General features: G+C 67.5%; 12 protein-coding genes. 6 read left to right on the top strand and 6 right to left on the bottom strand.

Annotation, left to right across the window (positions count from 1 at the left end; all coding sequences use genetic code 11):
* The first annotated feature begins 4 nt into the window (after positions 1–4).
* Together ABT004_RS20125 and ABT004_RS20120 are read left to right on the top strand one after the other, a co-directional pair.
* Positions 5–418, top strand: a complete 414-nt coding sequence (locus tag ABT004_RS20125; RefSeq protein WP_351338553.1) for an OB-fold nucleic acid binding domain-containing protein — start codon at positions 5–7, stop codon at positions 416–418.
* Positions 419–421: 3 nt separating this feature from the next.
* Positions 422–1195, top strand: coding sequence for a DUF3159 domain-containing protein (locus ABT004_RS20120; RefSeq protein WP_351338551.1), 774 nt, complete (start codon positions 422–424; stop codon positions 1193–1195).
* Between the two features lie 68 nt (positions 1196–1263).
* On the opposite strand, the gene ABT004_RS20115 is transcribed toward ABT004_RS20120, so the two are convergent.
* Together ABT004_RS20115 and ABT004_RS20110 are read right to left on the bottom strand one after the other, a co-directional pair.
* Complete coding sequence (locus ABT004_RS20115; protein WP_266715002.1) at positions 1264–1935, bottom strand: potassium channel family protein; 672 nt, start codon at positions 1933–1935, stop codon at positions 1264–1266.
* Positions 1935–2606 carry a potassium channel family protein gene (locus tag ABT004_RS20110; protein WP_351338548.1) on the bottom strand — a complete coding sequence of 224 codons (672 nt, stop codon included), beginning with the start codon at positions 2604–2606 and terminating at the stop codon, positions 1935–1937. Before ABT004_RS20110 ends, ABT004_RS20115 begins: the two co-directional genes overlap by 1 nt.
* Positions 2607–2876: 270 nt before the next feature.
* Between ABT004_RS20110 and ABT004_RS20105 the strand changes: the two genes are divergently transcribed.
* The 4 genes from ABT004_RS20105 (at position 2877) to ABT004_RS20090 (ending at position 8021) form a co-directional block, all read left to right on the top strand.
* Entirely contained in the window at positions 2877–4922 is a 2046-nt protein-coding gene (locus tag ABT004_RS20105; protein ID WP_351338545.1) for an APC family permease, read from the top strand.
* A gap of 134 nt (positions 4923–5056) precedes the next feature.
* Entirely contained in the window at positions 5057–6385 is a 1329-nt protein-coding gene (locus ABT004_RS20100) for a class I SAM-dependent RNA methyltransferase (protein WP_351338542.1), read from the top strand.
* 267 nt (positions 6386–6652) lie between these two features.
* Positions 6653–6940, top strand: coding sequence for a hypothetical protein (locus ABT004_RS20095; protein WP_351338540.1), 288 nt, complete (start codon positions 6653–6655; stop codon positions 6938–6940).
* A 193-nt stretch (positions 6941–7133) separates the two neighbouring features.
* Complete coding sequence (locus ABT004_RS20090; RefSeq protein WP_351338537.1) at positions 7134–8021, top strand: endonuclease NucS domain-containing protein; 888 nt, start codon at positions 7134–7136, stop codon at positions 8019–8021.
* 290 nt (positions 8022–8311) lie between these two features.
* Here the strand turns inward: ABT004_RS20090 and ABT004_RS20085 are convergent, their stop codons facing one another.
* From ABT004_RS20085 to ABT004_RS20070, 4 genes are read right to left on the bottom strand one after another with little or no spacing between them, the layout of a single operon-like run.
* Complete coding sequence (locus ABT004_RS20085; RefSeq protein WP_351338534.1) at positions 8312–9418, bottom strand: hypothetical protein; 1107 nt, start codon at positions 9416–9418, stop codon at positions 8312–8314.
* Positions 9415–14025: a coiled-coil domain-containing protein gene (locus tag ABT004_RS20080; RefSeq protein WP_351338532.1), complete on the bottom strand. Its 4611-nt coding sequence runs from the start codon at positions 14023–14025 to the stop codon at positions 9415–9417. The genes ABT004_RS20085 and ABT004_RS20080 overlap by 4 nt, the downstream gene beginning before the upstream one ends.
* Before the next feature lie 2 nt (positions 14026–14027).
* Complete coding sequence (locus ABT004_RS20075) at positions 14028–14804, bottom strand: hypothetical protein (protein WP_351338529.1); 777 nt, start codon at positions 14802–14804, stop codon at positions 14028–14030.
* Positions 14804–16426: a hypothetical protein gene (locus ABT004_RS20070; protein WP_351338527.1), complete on the bottom strand. Its 1623-nt coding sequence runs from the start codon at positions 16424–16426 to the stop codon at positions 14804–14806. The genes ABT004_RS20075 and ABT004_RS20070 overlap by 1 nt, the downstream gene beginning before the upstream one ends.
* Positions 16427–16599: the final 173 nt, after the last annotated feature.

Here is a 16599-nt window from a genome sequence, read left to right as displayed (position 1 = left end):
GAGTATGAGTGCTGTTCCGCGTTCCGACAGGGCGTCGTCCGAGAAACCGGCGGGCCGGTTCCGTCGCATGCTCGACAGGCTGTCCAGCTCCCAGGAGGACCTGGAGTCGGAGGAGCTGCGCGAGGACTCGGAGACCACCGGCTGCACGCGCATCGGCGACTGTGCGGACCGGCAAATGGTCACCGTAACTGGTACGTTGCGCACGGTAACCCTGCGGCCACGCGCTGGAGTTCCCGCGCTGGAGGCGGAGTTGTTCGACGGCTCGGCCGCCGTGGACGTGGTGTGGCTCGGCAGGCGCTCGATCGTCGGGATCGAGCCGGGGCGCAAGCTCATAGCTTCGGGACGGATCTCGATGAGTCGGGGCCGTAGGGTGCTGTTCAATCCGAAGTACGAACTCAGACCGCTCGGACGGGAGTAGCCGGTGACGTCCCTCGACAAGCCGACCGACCGCGAACACACAGGCCAGGACGTGACGGACGACGACGTGACGGACAAGGCCGTGACGGAGGCCGCGCTCTTCGAGGCCTTCGGCGGCGTGCGGGGCATGGTGGAGACCGTCCTGCCGGGCCTGCTCTTCGTGAGCATCTTCACGGTCAACAAGGACCTGCACATGTCGGCCATCGCGGCCGTCGCGGTGTCCCTGGTCCTCGTCGCCGTGCGCCTCGTCATGAAGGACACCGTCAAGCACGCCTTCAGTGGCGTCTTCGGTGTCGCCTTCGGTGTCGTCTTCGCGATGATGACGGGCAACGCCAAGGACTTCTATCTGCCGGGCATGCTCTACACGTTGGGGCTCGCGCTCGCGTACATCGTCACGACGCTGTGCGGGGTGCCCCTGATCGGCCTGATCCTCGGGCCGGTGTTCAAGGAGAACCTGTCCTGGCGGACCCGCAACCCAGGCCGCAAGAAGGCGTACGCGAAGGCGAGTTGGGCCTGGGGGCTCATTCTCCTGGCCAAGTGCGCGATCCTGTTCCCGCTGTACCTGTGGGGGGACACGACCCAATTCGGCTGGGTGCTCGTCGCGTTGAAGATCCCGCCGTTCCTGCTGGCCGTGTGGCTCACGTGGGTGTTCCTCGCGAAGGCGCCCGCGCCCATCGACGTGTTCGCGGAGATGGAGGCGGAGGAGGCTGCCGCCAAGGAGCGGGAGGCCGGGACCGTGGACGCGTCGGGGCGCGCGCGGCACCGCCGCGAGGCCTGAGGGCCACAGAGCCCGAAAACCTGAAAGCCCCCGGCGAGCAGGACTCGCCGGGGGCTTCCACGTTGGTGCTACGCGTCCTCGCGCCGCACCGACAGCAGGTCCTCCAGCTGCTCCTCGCGCGCCTGCGCCGCGACGAACAGCAGCTCGTCGCCCGCCTCGAGGGAGTCCTCCGCGCTGGGGGCCAGGACGCGGGTGCCGCGGATGATCGTCACCAGGGACGTGTCCTGCGGCCACTGGACGTCGCCGACCCGCGTACCGGCCAGGGCGGACTCCTCCGGGAGGGTCAGCTCCACCAGGTTCGCGTCGCCGTGGCTGAAGCGGAGCAGGCGGACGAGATCGCCCACGCTGACCGCCTCTTCGACGAGCGCCGACATGAGCCGCGGCGTCGAGACGGCCACGTCCACGCCCCACGACTCGTTGAACAGCCACTCGTTCTTGGGGTTGTTGACGCGGGCGACGACCCGCGGGACCCCGTACTCGGTCTTCGCGAGCAGCGAGACGACCAGGTTGACCTTGTCGTCGCCGGTGGCCGCGATGACCACGTTGCAGCGCTGCAGCGCCGCCTCGTCCAGGGACGTGATCTCGCAGGCGTCGGCGAGCAGCCACTCCGCCTGCGGCACGCGCTCGACCGAGATGGCCGTCGGCGCCTTGTCGACGAGGAGCACCTCGTGACCGTTCTCAAGGAGCTCGCCCGCGATCGAACGGCCGACCGCCCCGGCTCCGGCAATGGCGACCCTCATCAGTGACCGCCTTCCTCATCAGGGCCCTCGGCGAACGCCGCCTCGACCTTCTCGACGTCGTCCGTGCGCATCATCACGTGCACGAGGTCGCCCTCCTGGAGCACCGTCTGCGACGTCGGCAGTATTGCCTCGCCGAGCCGGGTCAGGAACGCGACGCGCACGCCCGTCTCCTCCTGGAGGCGGCTGATCTTCTGGCCGATCCAGGACTCCGACGTGTGCACCTCGGCGAGCTGGACGCCGCCGGTGGGATCGCGCCACAGCGGCTCGGCGCCGGACGGCAGGAGGCGCCGCAGCATCTGGTCGGCGGTCCAGCGGACCGTGGCGACCGTCGGAATGCCCAGGCGCTGGTAGACCTCCGCACGGCGGGGGTCGTAGATGCGCGCCGCCACGTTCTCGATGCCGAACATCTCGCGCGCCACGCGCGCGGCGATGATGTTCGAGTTGTCACCACTGGAGACCGCGGCGAAGGCGCCGGCCTCCTCGATGCCCGCTTCGCGCAGGGTGTCCTGGTCGAAACCGACTCCGGTGACGCGACGGCCGCCGAAACCCGAACCCAGGCGACGGAACGCCGTCGGGTCCTGATCGACCACGGCGATCGTGTGGCCCTGCTGCTCCAGGGTCTGGGCGAGTTGGGACCCTACTCGGCCACAGCCCATGATCACGATATGCACGGCCCTACCCCGCACTCCTCATAGGCCTTTTGACCTGCGTAAACGTCCTGCTCATGGCTCTCTCTCGCGGCTTGGTCCGCCCGGTGCGGCTTGATCTCGGGCACGGTGCGGGCAGCATTGCGGCTCGCGCTCGGGACCACCGTATCGGCTCTGTAAGAGAACTCGTCCTCCGCGTCGGCGGGGAGATCGTCGGAGGCGTGGCACAGAGCACGAAGCTGAATGGGGGTGGTGGGTGGGCGGCCCCCGGTTCGAACGCTTACGATCCTCTCCGTGTCCAAACTGACCGACGTGCCCAAACGGATCTTGATCGGGCGCGCTCTGCGCAGCGACCGGCTCGGAGAAACGCTCCTGCCGAAGCGCATCGCCCTCCCCGTTTTCGCCTCCGACCCGCTGTCCTCCGTGGCGTACGCGCCCGGCGAGGTCCTGCTGGTCCTCTCCATCGCGGGCGTGTCGGCGTACCACTTCAGCCCCTGGATCGCGCTCGCGGTCGTCGTGCTGATGTTCACGGTCGTCGCCTCCTACCGCCAGAACGTCCACGCCTATCCGAGCGGTGGCGGCGACTACGAGGTGGCCAACACCAACCTCGGTCCGAAGGCCGGGCTCACCGTCGCGAGCGCGCTGCTCGTCGACTACGTCCTGACCGTCGCCGTGTCGATCTCCTCCGGCATCGAGAACCTCGGCTCCGCGATCCCCTTCGTGGTCGAGCACAAGGTGATGTGCGCGGTCGTCGTGATCGTGCTGCTCACCTTGATGAACCTGCGCGGTGTGAAGGAGTCGGGGAAGCTTTTCGCCATTCCCACGTACGTCTTCGTGGCCGGCGTCTTCATCATGATCGCCTGGGGTGCGTTCCGCGGGCTCGTCCTCGGCGACTCCATGCACGCGCCCACCGCCGACTTCCACATCAAGGCGGAGCACCAGGGCCTCGCGGGCATCGCCCTGGTCTTCCTGCTGCTGCGTGCCTTCTCCTCAGGATGTGCGGCGCTCACCGGCGTCGAGGCGATCTCCAACGGCGTACCGGCGTTCCGCAAGCCCAAGTCGAAGAACGCGGCGAGCACGCTCGCGCTCATGGGCGGCCTCGCCGTCACCATGTTCTGCGGAATCATCGTGCTCGCCCTTGTGACCGATGTGCGGATGGCCGAGAACCCGGCGAAGGATCTGATCCACAACGGTGCGGCGGTCGGTGCCGGCTTCGTGCAGGACCCGGTGATCTCGCAGGTCGCCGAGGCCGTCTTCGGCGGCGGCAGCTTCATGTTCCTGGTCCTCGCGGCCGCCACCGCCCTCGTGCTCTTCCTCGCGGCCAACACCGCGTACAACGGCTTCCCGCTGCTCGGCTCGATCCTCGCCCAGGACCGCTACCTGCCGCGCCAGCTGCACACCCGCGGCGACCGCCTCGCGTTCTCCAACGGCATCGTGCTCCTGGCCGGCGCGGCGGCCCTCCTGGTCGTCATCTACGGGGCCGACTCGACGCGCCTGATCCAGCTCTACATCGTGGGCGTGTTCGTGTCGTTCACGCTCAGCCAGATCGGCATGGTGCGGCACTGGAACCGGCACCTGGCCACGGAGCGGGACCCCGCCAAGCGGCGCCGCATGGTCCGCTCGCGCGCGATCAACACGTTCGGCGCGTTCCTGACCGGCCTGGTCCTCGTGGTCGTCCTCCTGACGAAGTTCACGCACGGTGCCTGGGTCGCGCTGCTCGGCATGTGCATCTTCTTCGTGACGATGACCGTGATCCGCAAGCACTACGACCGGGTCGCCGAGGAGATCGCCGCCCCGGAGACCCCGACGGACGACAGCGTGCGCCCCTCGCGCGTGCACTCCCTCGTCCTCGTCTCGAAGATCCACCGCCCGACGCTGCGTGCGCTCGCGTACGCGAAGTTGATGCGTACGGACACCCTTGAGGCGTTGAGCGTCAATGTTGATCCAGCCGAGACGAAGACGTTGAGAGAGGAGTGGGAGCGTCGAGGTATCGACGTGCCGCTCAAGGTTCTTGACTCGCCGTACCGGGAAATCACCCGGCCGATCATCGAGTATGTCAAGAACCTCCGTAAGGAGTCCCCGCGCGACGCCGTGAGCGTGATCATCCCGGAGTACGTGGTGGGTCACTGGTACGAGCACCTGCTGCACAACCAGAGCGCGCTGCGGCTGAAGGGCCGGCTGCTCTTCACGCCCGGCATCATGGTGACGTCCGTCCCGTATCAGCTGGAGTCCTCCGAGGCCGCCAAGAAGCGGGCCCGCAGGCGGTCCGAGTGGAACGCGCCGGGTGCCGTGCGGCGCGGTCCGGTGGAGAAGCGCCCGAAGGAGCCCAGCTCGAAGTAGTCCCTCCACAGGAGGACCTGCCCTGGTGAGCGGCCGGGCGACAGCCACGTAAGCTGGTGGGCTGTTGTCCGGCCGCTTTCATATGTGGCCCGCGATGCCAAAAGATCTTCCCCCTTACGTACTGGAGCCCCGCCATGCAGGCAGAACCGACGAAGTCACTGGTGGGGGAGGAGTACGAGGTCGAGGTCGGCCCCGTCGCGCACGGCGGTCACTGCATCGCGCGTACGGCCGAGGGTCAGGTCCTTTTCGTACGGCACACGCTGCCCGGAGAGCGGGTCGTGGCGCGGGTGACCGACGGCGAGGAGGGCGCGCGTTTCCTGCGGGCCGACGCCGTGCAGGTCATCGAGGCGTCCAAGGACCGCGTCGAGGCGCCGTGCCCGTACGCGGGCCCCGGCCGCTGTGGTGGCTGCGACTGGCAGCACGCCAAGCCCGGCGCCCAGCGGCGTCTCAAGGGTGAGGTCGTCGCCGAGCAGTTGCAGCGGCTCGCGGGTCTCACGCCCGAGCAGGCCGGCTGGGACGGCACGGTGATGCCGGCCGAGGGCGACAAGCTTCCCCCGGGCGAGGTCCCGCAGTGGCGTACGCGCGTCCAGTACGCGGTCGACGCCGACGGCAACGCGGGACTGCGCCGCCACCGCTCGCACGAGGTCGAGCCGATCGAGCACTGCATGATCGCTGCCGAGGGCGTGTCCGAGCTGGGCATCGAGAAGCGGGACTGGTCCGGCATGGAGTCGGTCGAGGCGATCGCGGCCACTGGTTCGAACGACCGGCAGGTGATCCTCGCGCCGAAGCCCGGCGCCCGCCTTCCGCTGGTCGAGCTGGACAAGCCCGTCTCCGTGATGCGGGTCGAGGAGCACGACGGTGGCGTCCACCGCGTCCACGGCCGCGCGTTCGTGCGTGAGCGTGCCGACAACCGCACCTACCGTGTCGGCAGCGGCGGCTTCTGGCAGGTGCACCCGCAGGCCGCGGACACGCTGATGCGCGCCGTGATGCAGGGCCTGCTGCCGCGCAAGGGCGACATGGCGCTCGACCTGTACTGCGGCGTCGGCCTCTTCGCGGGCGCGCTCGCGGACCGGGTCGGCGACAAGGGCGCTGTCCTCGGCATCGAGTCCGGCAAGCGCGCGGTCGAGGACGCCCGGCACAACCTGGAGGCCTTCGACCGCGTCCGCATCGAGCAGGGCAAGGTCGAGGCGGTCCTGCCGCGCACCGGCATCTCCGAGGTCGACCTCGTCGTCCTGGACCCGCCGCGCGCGGGCGCGGGCAAGAAGACGGTCACCCACCTCACGACGCTCGGCGCCCGCCGCATCGCATACGTCGCCTGCGACCCGGCTGCCCTCGCGCGGGACCTCGGGTACTTCAAGGAGGGCGGGTACAAGGTGCGGTCGCTGCGGGCGTTCGACCTGTTCCCGATGACCCATCATGTGGAGTGCGTGGCGATCCTTGAGCCCGCCGCAAAGGGTGCCTGACCTGCGGTTTCTCCGAGTGTGCATTATGTGCGCTGTGGGCGTTACGGGCGATATCTTGACGCATATTCGACGCACGTTGGGCCCTTCTGACGCACGTTTGACGCACGCCGGGCCCGAAACCTGACAGATCGTCAGGCGCGTAAGAGTCGCCTCTAAGCCTGGATGGTTTCAGGCGCGGAGGCGCCTTTTGCGTACTCACTGAGGGCTGCGGGGGCGGACCTGGGCAGGCGCCCCCCGCCCTGAGCCTGGGAATGCCACACTCATCCCATGGCTGAAGGTGACACGGATTTCTTCCCCGGCGGCGGCCCCACCAGCAGGATCATTGTCTCCCTCACCGTCGGAACCCTGCAGGCCATTCGCGAGCGGGTGGGCAAGCGCGGCGTATCCGCGTACCTGGAGAAGGCCGCACAACGCCAGCTCGAGCGCGACAATTTGAACGACCTGATCGCCGAGTTCGACCAGGCCAACGGCCCGGCCGATCCCGAGGCCGTGGCTATCAAGCGAGCCAAGCTCACCGGAAGTGCCCCCTTCCCCGATTTCAGGGAAGCCACGTGACTGGCGCCTCATCTTGGACAGTGAGCGCTTGGCACCACTCAGCTAGCACAACACCATCCGCACGGCTTGCGTGTAAGACGAAGGCACCGAGCGCCAAGTGCTTGCTGTGGCGCGGGACGAGAGAGGCTTCCCTGGCGGAAATAACCCTGCGGTCTGCGACGTTGATGTCTGGCATCGTGCTCGTGCAGGGGGAGTGGTGGGGCTGAAGCTGTTCAATACGCAGAGCGGCGTGACCGAGGTCGTGCCGGGTCTGGCTAAGGTCGAGGCGGATGTACAGGACCTCGTCGAGGCGCACATGGAGACGATGCTCGGCGTCACGTTCCTCGCTAGCGAGTACGTCATCGACTGTGTCGACGGAGGGCGGATCGACTCGCTGGGCCTCGACGAGAACGGTGCACCCGTGATCGTCGAGTACAAGCGCGGCACCGACGCAGGTGTGATCAACCAGGGCCTCTACTACATGGCCTGGCTGACGAACCACAAGGACGCCTTCCGGAACCTGGTTCGCGACCGGCTCGGGGTGGCGGCCGCGTCCCAGATCCTGTGGAGCGCACCCCGGCTGATCTGCGTGGCTGGCGACTTCACCCGCTACGACGCGCACGCCGTACGCGAGCACCGGCGCAGCATCGACCTGGTCCGCTACCGGTACTACGGCAGTGACCATTTCGGCCTGGAGACCGTGGCGTCGGTCACCGGGCAGTCGGCCGCTTCCCGGCGGGTTCGCCGGCGCGGGGTGGGGCTGCCGACTGCCCGTCGGCAAGACGGCGCGGTGACCGAGCTGGCCGAGGCGGTCGACGAGGTGCTGACCGGCCTCGGGGCCGGCGTCACCCGGGTGCAGCGCAAGCAGTACGCGGCCTACCAGCGGCTGCGGAACTTTGCCTGCGTGCTCGCGCCGCAGCAGACCAAGCTCCTCGTTTACCTCAAGGCGGACCCAAAGGAGGTCGGCCTCGTTCCGGGCTTCACCCGGGACGTGACGGGGCTCGGTCACCACGGCACTGGCGACCTGGAGCTGCAGCTGCGCAACGAGCGGGATCTGGAGCGTGCCCAGGACCTGTTCCGTCTCAGTTACGCCGCAGCGTAGCGGGCCGTTGGCGGCGCGGTCGTGTACGGCCGGGGTGCGTAGTTGTGGGCTGCTGTCGTGGTGCTGCCTTTCGATGCGGCGGTCAGTGAGTGGCGGTGGAGCTATAAGAATGCGGCGGATCCCCGGTTTCGGTAACCGGGGATCCGCCGCTATATTCCGCCTCATTGCTCCTGCGCGGGAATACGCACTCGGTCCCAGCACGGCCCACTGGTCATCTGGCAGATCCCTCGCCTCATACCTGGATCATCATGGAATGAGGCGAGACACGGATCCCAGCTCCAGAGACACGGCTAGTTGTACGGCGTGCCCGCGTCGGCGGCGACAGTGGCGAGTTGTTGCCGCAAGTTGCCATTGATTGGTGTGAGGACCTGGCGCAGTGCGGTGAGTAGTAGGGCTTCCTGGCGGACAACGGTTCCGTTGGTAAGTATGCCAATTGCCTCGTTGGCGAGTGGTGAGGGCAGCCAGGCGCTGACGGTGTGGGCGGCTTCGGGAGTGACTACAGCGGTCTTTCGGTGTGCGCATTTGAGGAGTGCTGCGTAGAGCCCGTCTGCTGGGGTGAGCGGGGGGAGGCCGATCGACACTGATCGCTGGCTGGCGAGGATCACGCAGTGAAGACCGTCGTAATCGAGGTCTCCGTAGTACAGGATCTCCGTGAGCGTCCGGCCTGTTTCGGCGAGGCGGTCCGGGAGCGTGGTGATGCTGGAGGCGATGCGGTCGCCGTCGCCGAAAGCGAGCCAACCCACTTCGTTGGGGTGGGGCCAATTTCGCAGAATGCGGCGGAGGTTGTCGAAGGCGGCTGTGTTCTCGACGATCAGAAGCCAGGGCGCCGCCCCGAGCTCGATGATGTTCAGAGGCTCTGGGGTGAGGTAAGCCCGTAGGTGGTCCTTGATGCTCAGGAAGCCGCCGAGTACCCATTTCGAGTCGTGAATGCCGTCGAGGTGTTTCTCGTCGCCGAACAGCTCGAAGGCACGGTCGCGGAGCGGTACCAGTTCGCTGCTGGCTCCGTCGGCGAGGAGGAAGCCGTTGAGGCGGGTGAACAAGTGATGGTCGTGCGGGCTAAGTCGGAGGCCGTCGAGGAACGACAGCGCTGCTACCCAAGATCGGGTAGGGAGTCGGCTGACGGCTGGACGGGGCGGGTCAATACGCTCGGCCCATTGGGGCAGGGGCGGAAGCGCCGTGTGGTCCCAAAGCTTCCGGGTGACGGGCAGCTTAAGGGCGCCGGTGTCCCGGAGAACAGCGAGAGCGTCGGCAAGGAACTGACGCCGTTCGGGCGCGGTGAGGAGTGCCGGGTTCGAGGTGTACGCGGCGGCGGCCAGGTCGTCGAAGGGAACCCGTTTCCGCGGGTGCGCGTTCAGCCGGTCCAGCAGAATCTTGTCGAGCGTGCGTGGCGTGGTCATGCGCCGTCTTCCCCATCCCGGTCATCCGCTTCCGCGGAATCGTCCGACTGGTCGTTGTCAGACTCGGCGAGCGGGAACCGGTACAGCCGTGCGGCACGGATCCCGTCGGAGCGGGCATCGATGATGCCGGCGCTGACCGCATCCCCGTAGCGTTCCGACAGCTGGACGAGGCGGTGGCCGCTGCGAGCGTCGTGCGCGTTGTTGCGCAAGCGCAGGATGAGCGGGAAGCGGCCGACAGCGTCGAGGTCTTCCACACCCGTGGTGTAGATGAGTTGGACACCATGAGTGGCGGCGACGGTGCGCTGGAGGTCGATGAACGGCACGTAGTTGGACTTGCCCATCGGGTTGTCCAGCAGCAGGGTGCCGACACCGCCGGGAAGCCCGCTGTTGCGGTTGGCGGCACGTACCTGCGCCAGGCAGCAGTACAACAGCACGGACACGGTCAGGAGTTCACCGCCGGAGAACTTCTTGATCTTCGTGACGTCGACGGGGTCCATGACCGGCACGGGGTGGGGCTTGAGGACTTTGGCGGTGATGCTTCCGCTGCCGCCCAGGGCGGCGAGGACCAGACGCTTGGCCAAGTCGAGCGCGGGGGGTAGGACATTGGCGCTGCTGGAGTGCTTGGCAGCGACGTTGGCGACCAGGATGTCGACGCAGGTGGATATGCGGTGGGTGAGGGTCTCCTCGCTGCCCCAGTCGGCGAGTTTGAGCGTAAGGAAGGGCTTGCCCGACCAGGCGCCCAGTCCGGCAGGGAGCTTGGAGTGCCGGGCGACCTGGTGCAGCATCGCCACGATGGTCTTGGTGAGGGCCGCGCACTGCTGTACCAGGAGGAGCTGGTCCTCGGTGAGTTGATCGAGCAGCTTGGTGATGCGCTTCTCGCGGAGCTCGATCTCCGGGAGCAGTTCGGGCAGGGATGCGTGCAGCTGTGCGGGGTCCTCACTGAGTCGGGCGACGATCTGTGCGTCGACGGCATCGGTGTACTGCCGGTCGGCGGCTAGTTGTTGTACGTGGCGGGTGGAGTTGGCGAGTTTGCGGGTGGCTTTTGCCAGGGTCGCCTGTGCGGCGGTGATGGTTTCGGTCAGCAGATCCCGCAGCTGGTGAGCCTGTTCCTCGGTCAAGGCGGACGCGCCTTGGGCTGTAATGCCGCAGTGCTCGGTGAGCCAGGCGTCGGCATCCGCGGGCGGTTCCTCGGAGATGGGCGACCATTGAGTGGCCAGCGCATTGAGACTGGCCTGGAGTACTTGGTGGGCGCCGGACAAGGAACTCGCGGTCAGCGCTGCTGTGTTGGCCTTGTCCTTGAGGGCGTGGTGCTGCTCGGTGTAGGCGGTGTGGTCGCGATCGGCCTGCTCGGCCTCCTTCCGGGTTTCTCGTGCTGCGGTCTCAGCCGCTTCGGGCCCAGAGAAGTCGGCCAGAGAGGCTGACGCGGTTGCTGTGTCGCCGAGCTTGTGGCTGGCGGACGCTTCGGCCTCTGCGGCCTGCTCGGCCCGCATGGCGCTGCGTGTTGCCTGCTCGCCAGCTTCACTGGCATCGTGCTCGGCCTGCTCCACAGCGTGGTCACGGCGGTCCGGGGCTTGGGCCTCGGGACGTGCGGCGAGCTCGGCGGTGAGTGCGCGGGTGGCGTCGTCCAACGCGGCCAGGGCCTTGTTCGCCGTCTCCAACCGGCCAGCGGTGATGGCAAGGTCGGTGCGCAGCTGGGTATCTGCAGTGTCGGACTCATAGGCGGTCCGGGCGTTGGTGAACCGTTCCTGCAAGGCGTCCAGGGAGGAGCGCTCCAAGGTTCGCTGGTTCAGGCTCACGTCCGGGTCCTCGGGCGCCAAGGTGGCGAGCTTGCGCAGTGCGCTTCGGTATCGTTTCAGATCCTGCCTGCAGAGTGTCTCGTCGCGCCGGTGACGCTGCTCGGCTTTGCGGGCGTCCTTCTTGTTGCTGGTGGCCAGGCGTGCCCGTTCCTGCCGGTCGGCTTGGTGTTCCTGTACAGAGGCAAGTTGTTCTCGCAGGTCGCTGGTGCGCTGTGCCTGTTCAGCTACCTGCCGGGCTCGTTCCTCGCTGGCTGCCACCTTCCGCAGGCGACCGGCGGCCTCAGCAATCTGCTGCTGGATCCGGTCGCGTTCGGACAGCACCTGCCGACGACTCATGTGCTGGGCGTCGAGCTTGTCCTTCCAGCCGTCTCTGCGGGATTCGGCCCGGTCCAGGGACTCCTTCAGCGGTTGGCGAGGGGCAGCCCCAAAGGCTTCCAGGTGTGCGGCCAGTTCGCGGACCAGAGACTGGTCGCGATCCTGGGCAGTGGTGATGTGCTGACAGTGTTCTGCGCTTTCGCTGATGCGGGTCCGGAGCCGTACCTGTTCCTCTTCGGCGGCCTGGGGCTCCAGAGCTGCCCTCTGGACGGGGAAGACGGCATGGACATCGGCGTGGTCCGTGTCAGTGAGGCGAGCACGGGCGGTGGCGCTGTCGCAGACCGAGATCACTGAGCGAGTGCTCACACCGGTAGCAGCGATTTGACGGCGCAGATCCTGGTCATCGACGTCACCAAGGACGACGATGCCGCCGACGACGTCGGGGGCGGTGGCGATCGCGGCGGCGTGCTGGCGGGGAGGCAGGGATTCTCGCAGGAACTGAAGACCGCTGACCGCTTCCACCGAGATGTCAGCCGCCTTGAGTGCGGCCAGGGCGCGCTCGGTCTCCAGGGGCGCGGGGAGATAGCCCTCGGTCTCCAGGCAGGCCAGGGCTCGCCGGTCGGCGGCTACTGCGAGCTGCTCGGCAATCAGTGCGTCCCGCGCACGCGTGATCTCCTGGTCCAGCATCTTCAGCAGGGGATAGCCGGCGACATCGAAGTCCAGGCTATTCCCTGCGGCTACTTCGTCGTCCAGCAGCGCTAGTTCGGCCAGCCGGGGGTGTCGGGCCAGGCGCTCCTGCTGTGCACGGAGCTGGCTCCAACGGTCCCAGATCCGGTCGTACTCGTTGGCTGCCTCCCGCCAGTGCCTGTCAGTCGTATCCCGGTCACCGGCCAGTTCCGCGAGCTGTTCAGCCAGTTCCTTGAGGCGCACCTGACCACGCGTCAACTGGGTTTCCAGCTGGGCATTGTCGGCTGACCAGCGGACGTGGGCCTCCTCCGGAGTCTCCTCCTGCTGCAGTAGGCCGTCCGTACGGGCCTGAGAGATCAGGGCGTCGATCTTCTTGAGGGACTGCTGCAGGCGGGCAACGCTACTGCGGGCCTGCTCCGCAGCGACCAGGTGCTGCGTCTCGGCCTGGTCCGCCGTCTTCCCCTCGCGTTCGGCATCCTTGACGCGCTGCGTGAGTTCCGCGGACTCGGCCTCGCGCTCCTCGATGACCTGGGTGAGCTTGGCGCGCAACATGGCGCCGGCACTTTCCACCGCTTCCCGCAGCGGGGCAGCATCGTGAACACGACGGGTGAGCAGCCTATTCAACTCGGCCTGCTCGCGCTCCAGGCCCTCGCGCTCCAGGTGGATATGAACCGACTGCCAGGCTCTCATCTGCGCTTCGGTCTTCTCCTTGGCTGCTTCGGCCCGCTCTTGGTCGGCACGGCGGGCCTTGGCGGTGAGAACCGCAGCCGCGAGGTCGAGAACATCGGCCCGCTGCCGGCGCTCTTCGGCGCGGCAACGCGCCTGTTCGGCCTTCTGTTGCGCCTGGCTGGCACCGGCGGCCAACGACGCCTTCTGAGCGGTGAGGGCATCGTGACGGGCACTGATCCATGTACAGGCCAGCTCGCCGGCCGCGTGAGCGGCGGCCATCTGCGCATGGAGGGCCGCCGTGTCGGCAACCGCCTGCTGCAATGGCCGCAGACGGGTGATAGCGGCGGTCAGGAAGCGTAGTTCGAGTTCACGGGCGGGCCGCTTGGCCAGTCGTTCTGCTTGGTCCTTGAGGTTGGCGCGCACGGTCGTGGGCTGGGTGGGATCGACGACCAGGTCGATGAGGAGCTCCAGGAACCCCTCGGCGCTGTCGAACTGGAAGAGTTCGGTGATCGCCCCCTCGTCGAGGTTCATCCGGCGCTGCACCTGCAGCAGCCGTGGGTCGAGCCCGCGGTTGGACAGCATCTTCTCCCACGTGGTGTGGTTGCCGTCGTTCACGATCTGCAGGTCCAGGTGGTGATCCGCCTGCATCAGCTGTGTGAGGGCCTTGAGGTAGTCGCTCTTGCTGCGCCAGCCGCCCAGCGTGTGCACGGGCAGGGTGGTGAGGCCGGTGGTCCCGGAGGGGCGAAGGGTGTACCAGGCGCGCTGGAGTTTGTCCCAGGCGTCGTCGTCGTTGGCCGGGCGGTGTCCGTCGGGCCACTGGTAGACGGCGCCGGTGACCAGCGCGGGGATCCCGAAGGGAGAGGCATCGTCCTCCCATTCCGCGATGACGTGGGCGGGTTTGCCTTCCAGGACGTAGTCGATAAGGCCCTTCTTCTTCGTGTAGCCGATAAAGTCGGCTTTGCCGGGCAACAGCAGGTTGAAGAACAGTGCGAGCAGGCTGGACTTGCCGCCGCCGTTGCGCAGCCAGATGATGGCGTCGCTGATCTGCCCGTTGAGGTCGGTGATGTCCAGCACGGTGCCGTTGAAGCGGGCGTCCTTGTGGCCAATGTTTTCCAGCCGGATCCGGCGCAGTCGCAGCATGTTTAGTTCTCCTCGGCGGCAGCAGGGTGGGGGTCGGTGTCCGCGATCTGCTGACGGCGTACATCGGTGATCTTTTGGAAGGCGGGCAAGGCAGCGGCGCCGGCGACCTGCAGGCGGAAGCTGTTCAGCAGCCGGTACTCCAGCGGTCCCAGGGCTCTGGCCTGTTGGGCGTAGCCCTGCCCGACGAGCCACTCCAGGACGGCCTTGATCTTGCCGAGACTGGAGGATGCGGCCAGTTGCCCGGTCTTGGTCAGCCGGTGCGGGGACAGCGCGTCGTACGAGTTCCAGGCGGCCTGGGCGGCGGCTGCTGCGGGCAGCAGCCCGGCGTCATCCTCGGCTTCCTCGCGGAGCCGGTGGATCAGGTGGCGGACGAACGCGTCGATCTCCTTTACCGAGACCCGCTTGATCGTCTCCTCTTCCAGATCGGCGGCGGTGGGGTAGGCGTGCGCGGCGATCGCCACATGGATCAGCCCGTAGACCAGCCGGTCCTTGGGGTCGCGCATCTTGGCAGGCAGGTCGGTGAGCCTGAAGGCGAACAGTCCCCCGGTCATGGCCGACACTCGCAGGCCCTCCTCGGCGTGGGCCGTGATGACGTTCAGCGTCATGCCCTCAGCGATGGCATCGGCCACCTCCCGGAAGGCGGGCGAGGACCGGTAGCGCTCCAACAGCTCGTGGTAATCGGCGTCACCCAGCGGTTTGCGGCGGGGCTGGCACGCGTAGCGCACCAGCCTGGCGGCATCGGTTATCTGCTGGGTACGCGGGGCGGCGGTGGTGCTCATCAAGCGGCCTCTTCTGTTGCAACGTGGCGTACGGCGGGCACGGGAAGGGCGAGCAGGTCGCTGCCCTGGTGGGTGGCCGAGGTAAGGGAGGTGCCGTCGTCCAGCACGATGAGTTCGGAGGCCATCAGGCTTCTCAGTCGGACGGCCGGGTCCGGGTCGGCGGTGTCTGCTTCGGCGTCCTCGGGGTTGGGCGCGAAGGCCCGCAGCACGCTCAGCGCCACCAGGTCGGTGACCACGGGGCCGAAGGGCGTGGCGTCGGCCAGCAGCTGCGACAGCCGCACCGGCCCGCCCAGGGCCCGGGTGAGGACGGTGAGTGCCTGTTCCCAGACGATGCTGTCGAAGGCCGGTGCCGTGTCCAGTCCGTCGTCGATGATCTCTACGTCTTCGTTGGGGAACGCGGCCAGGTTCTCCCGCGGCGGAGTGAGCAGCATCGGATACAGGTCAGCCAGGACCGGCAGGGCGCCGACGACTGGACCGCACACCGCCTCGGCGAACGCCTCCGCGACGTCCAGGGCCTCGGGCCAGTCCAGGTTCAGCAGCGGGGTGAAGACGTCTTCCTTCATCGCGACCGTGTGCAGCTGCGCGGGGGGCCGGAATCGCTGGGCCGCCTGGGCGTCCAGGAAGGTCGGTTCCGCGCGCATGACCTGCCCGTGAAGTTCCGAGTGGCGTGTGTAGGCGCGCTGCAACAGGTCCAGTACCCGTCCGCAGGCTTGCCGTACTTGGTCATCTCCGAAGCCGCTGTGGGCCTGGCGCAGCCGGTCGATGAGGTCACCTTCGGCTGCAAGACGTTCAGTGAGGTGCTCGCGCGCTTCGTTCAGCAGCTCGGGTGCCCGCTGGTTCCAGTCGACCGATGCGACGTCGCGTTCCGTCGCCACCAGTACGGTGCGCACCCGCTCGGCATAGGCGACTGACAGACGCAGGCTTTGAGCCGCGCTCTGTTCAGCCCGGCTCCACTGGCCGCCCTCGATCTGGCGACGCAGCACCGTGTCCATCGCCGCCTGCGCATCTTCCACCGCCAGGTCCAGACCGCTCAACAGCACATTGATTGCCTCGCTGCTGGCCCGGACCACGGGATTGCCGGAGCGGTGCGGCTCCTCGCGGACCAGATGGAACCGCACTGGCTGCATCTGGTGACCGTCACGGAAATCGCTGCAATCAACAGTGAAATCGGCGCCACCGGCGTCGTCGTTGAGCAGGCCCCGCCACACGAACCGGGCCACGGCCATGTGCTCGTAGTGGGGACGGTCCGGCGCGGACCGCTCAGCCATCCCGCTCAAGAAGCGCACGATCTCCTCGGTGGTGGCCTCATCCTCCAGCCCTTGTCGCGAGACCACAGCATCCAGCGCCGCCAACGCCAAACTCACCAGGTCATACCGCTGCCGCGGGAACGGCTGCGGTCCCGGGCGTCGTGCCAAGTCGTGCAGCGTTCCCGAAAGAGCGAGGGACACCCGCCGCCGCATGAACCCGGGGGCGCGGACCAACTCCTGCCACTCGGGCGCGGCCACCGCAGACTGCCCGAGCTCAGCGAACAGATCACGCTCGTCCGCCGTCAGGTCCTCCGAATCGTAGGTATCTGGATCCACGCGATATGGATCTTGCTCCTCATTCTTGTTATATGCCATCGTTTCTGTATAACAGCCATATCTGACATTACTTCTCGCACGGGTCTAGATATGCCCTGTGACCTGGGAAGACTCCGGAGCGCTCACGCATCATCGCGGCGTCGGCTTACGGGGGCGGAGCTCGCGATGGCAAAGCGAGCCAGAACGAGCGCGGCCACGATTAGCGTCGCGCT

Origin of the sequence: Streptomyces sp. NPDC002790 (assembly GCF_040295505.1) — a bacterium.
Taxonomy (GTDB): domain Bacteria; phylum Actinomycetota; class Actinomycetes; order Streptomycetales; family Streptomycetaceae; genus Streptomyces.
Note: the sequence above shows the minus strand (reverse complement) of the source record. Positions and strands in the feature narration are given on the sequence as shown.

Coding starts and splice junctions, on each gene's coding strand:
- ABT004_RS20125 (WP_351338553.1), top strand. CDS start 5: ATGAGTGCTGTTCCGCGTTCCGACAGGGCGTCGTCCGAGAAACCGGCG.
- ABT004_RS20115 (WP_266715002.1), bottom strand. CDS start 1,935: ATGAGGGTCGCCATTGCCGGAGCCGGGGCGGTCGGCCGTTCGATCGCG.
- ABT004_RS20100 (WP_351338542.1), top strand. CDS start 5,057: ATGCAGGCAGAACCGACGAAGTCACTGGTGGGGGAGGAGTACGAGGTC.
- ABT004_RS20095 (WP_351338540.1), top strand. CDS start 6,653: ATGGCTGAAGGTGACACGGATTTCTTCCCCGGCGGCGGCCCCACCAGC.
- ABT004_RS20085 (WP_351338534.1), bottom strand. CDS start 9,418: ATGACCACGCCACGCACGCTCGACAAGATTCTGCTGGACCGGCTGAAC.
- ABT004_RS20080 (WP_351338532.1), bottom strand. CDS start 14,025: ATGCTGCGACTGCGCCGGATCCGGCTGGAAAACATTGGCCACAAGGAC.
- ABT004_RS20075 (WP_351338529.1), bottom strand. CDS start 14,804: ATGAGCACCACCGCCGCCCCGCGTACCCAGCAGATAACCGATGCCGCC.
- ABT004_RS20070 (WP_351338527.1), bottom strand. CDS start 16,426: ATGGCATATAACAAGAATGAGGAGCAAGATCCATATCGCGTGGATCCA.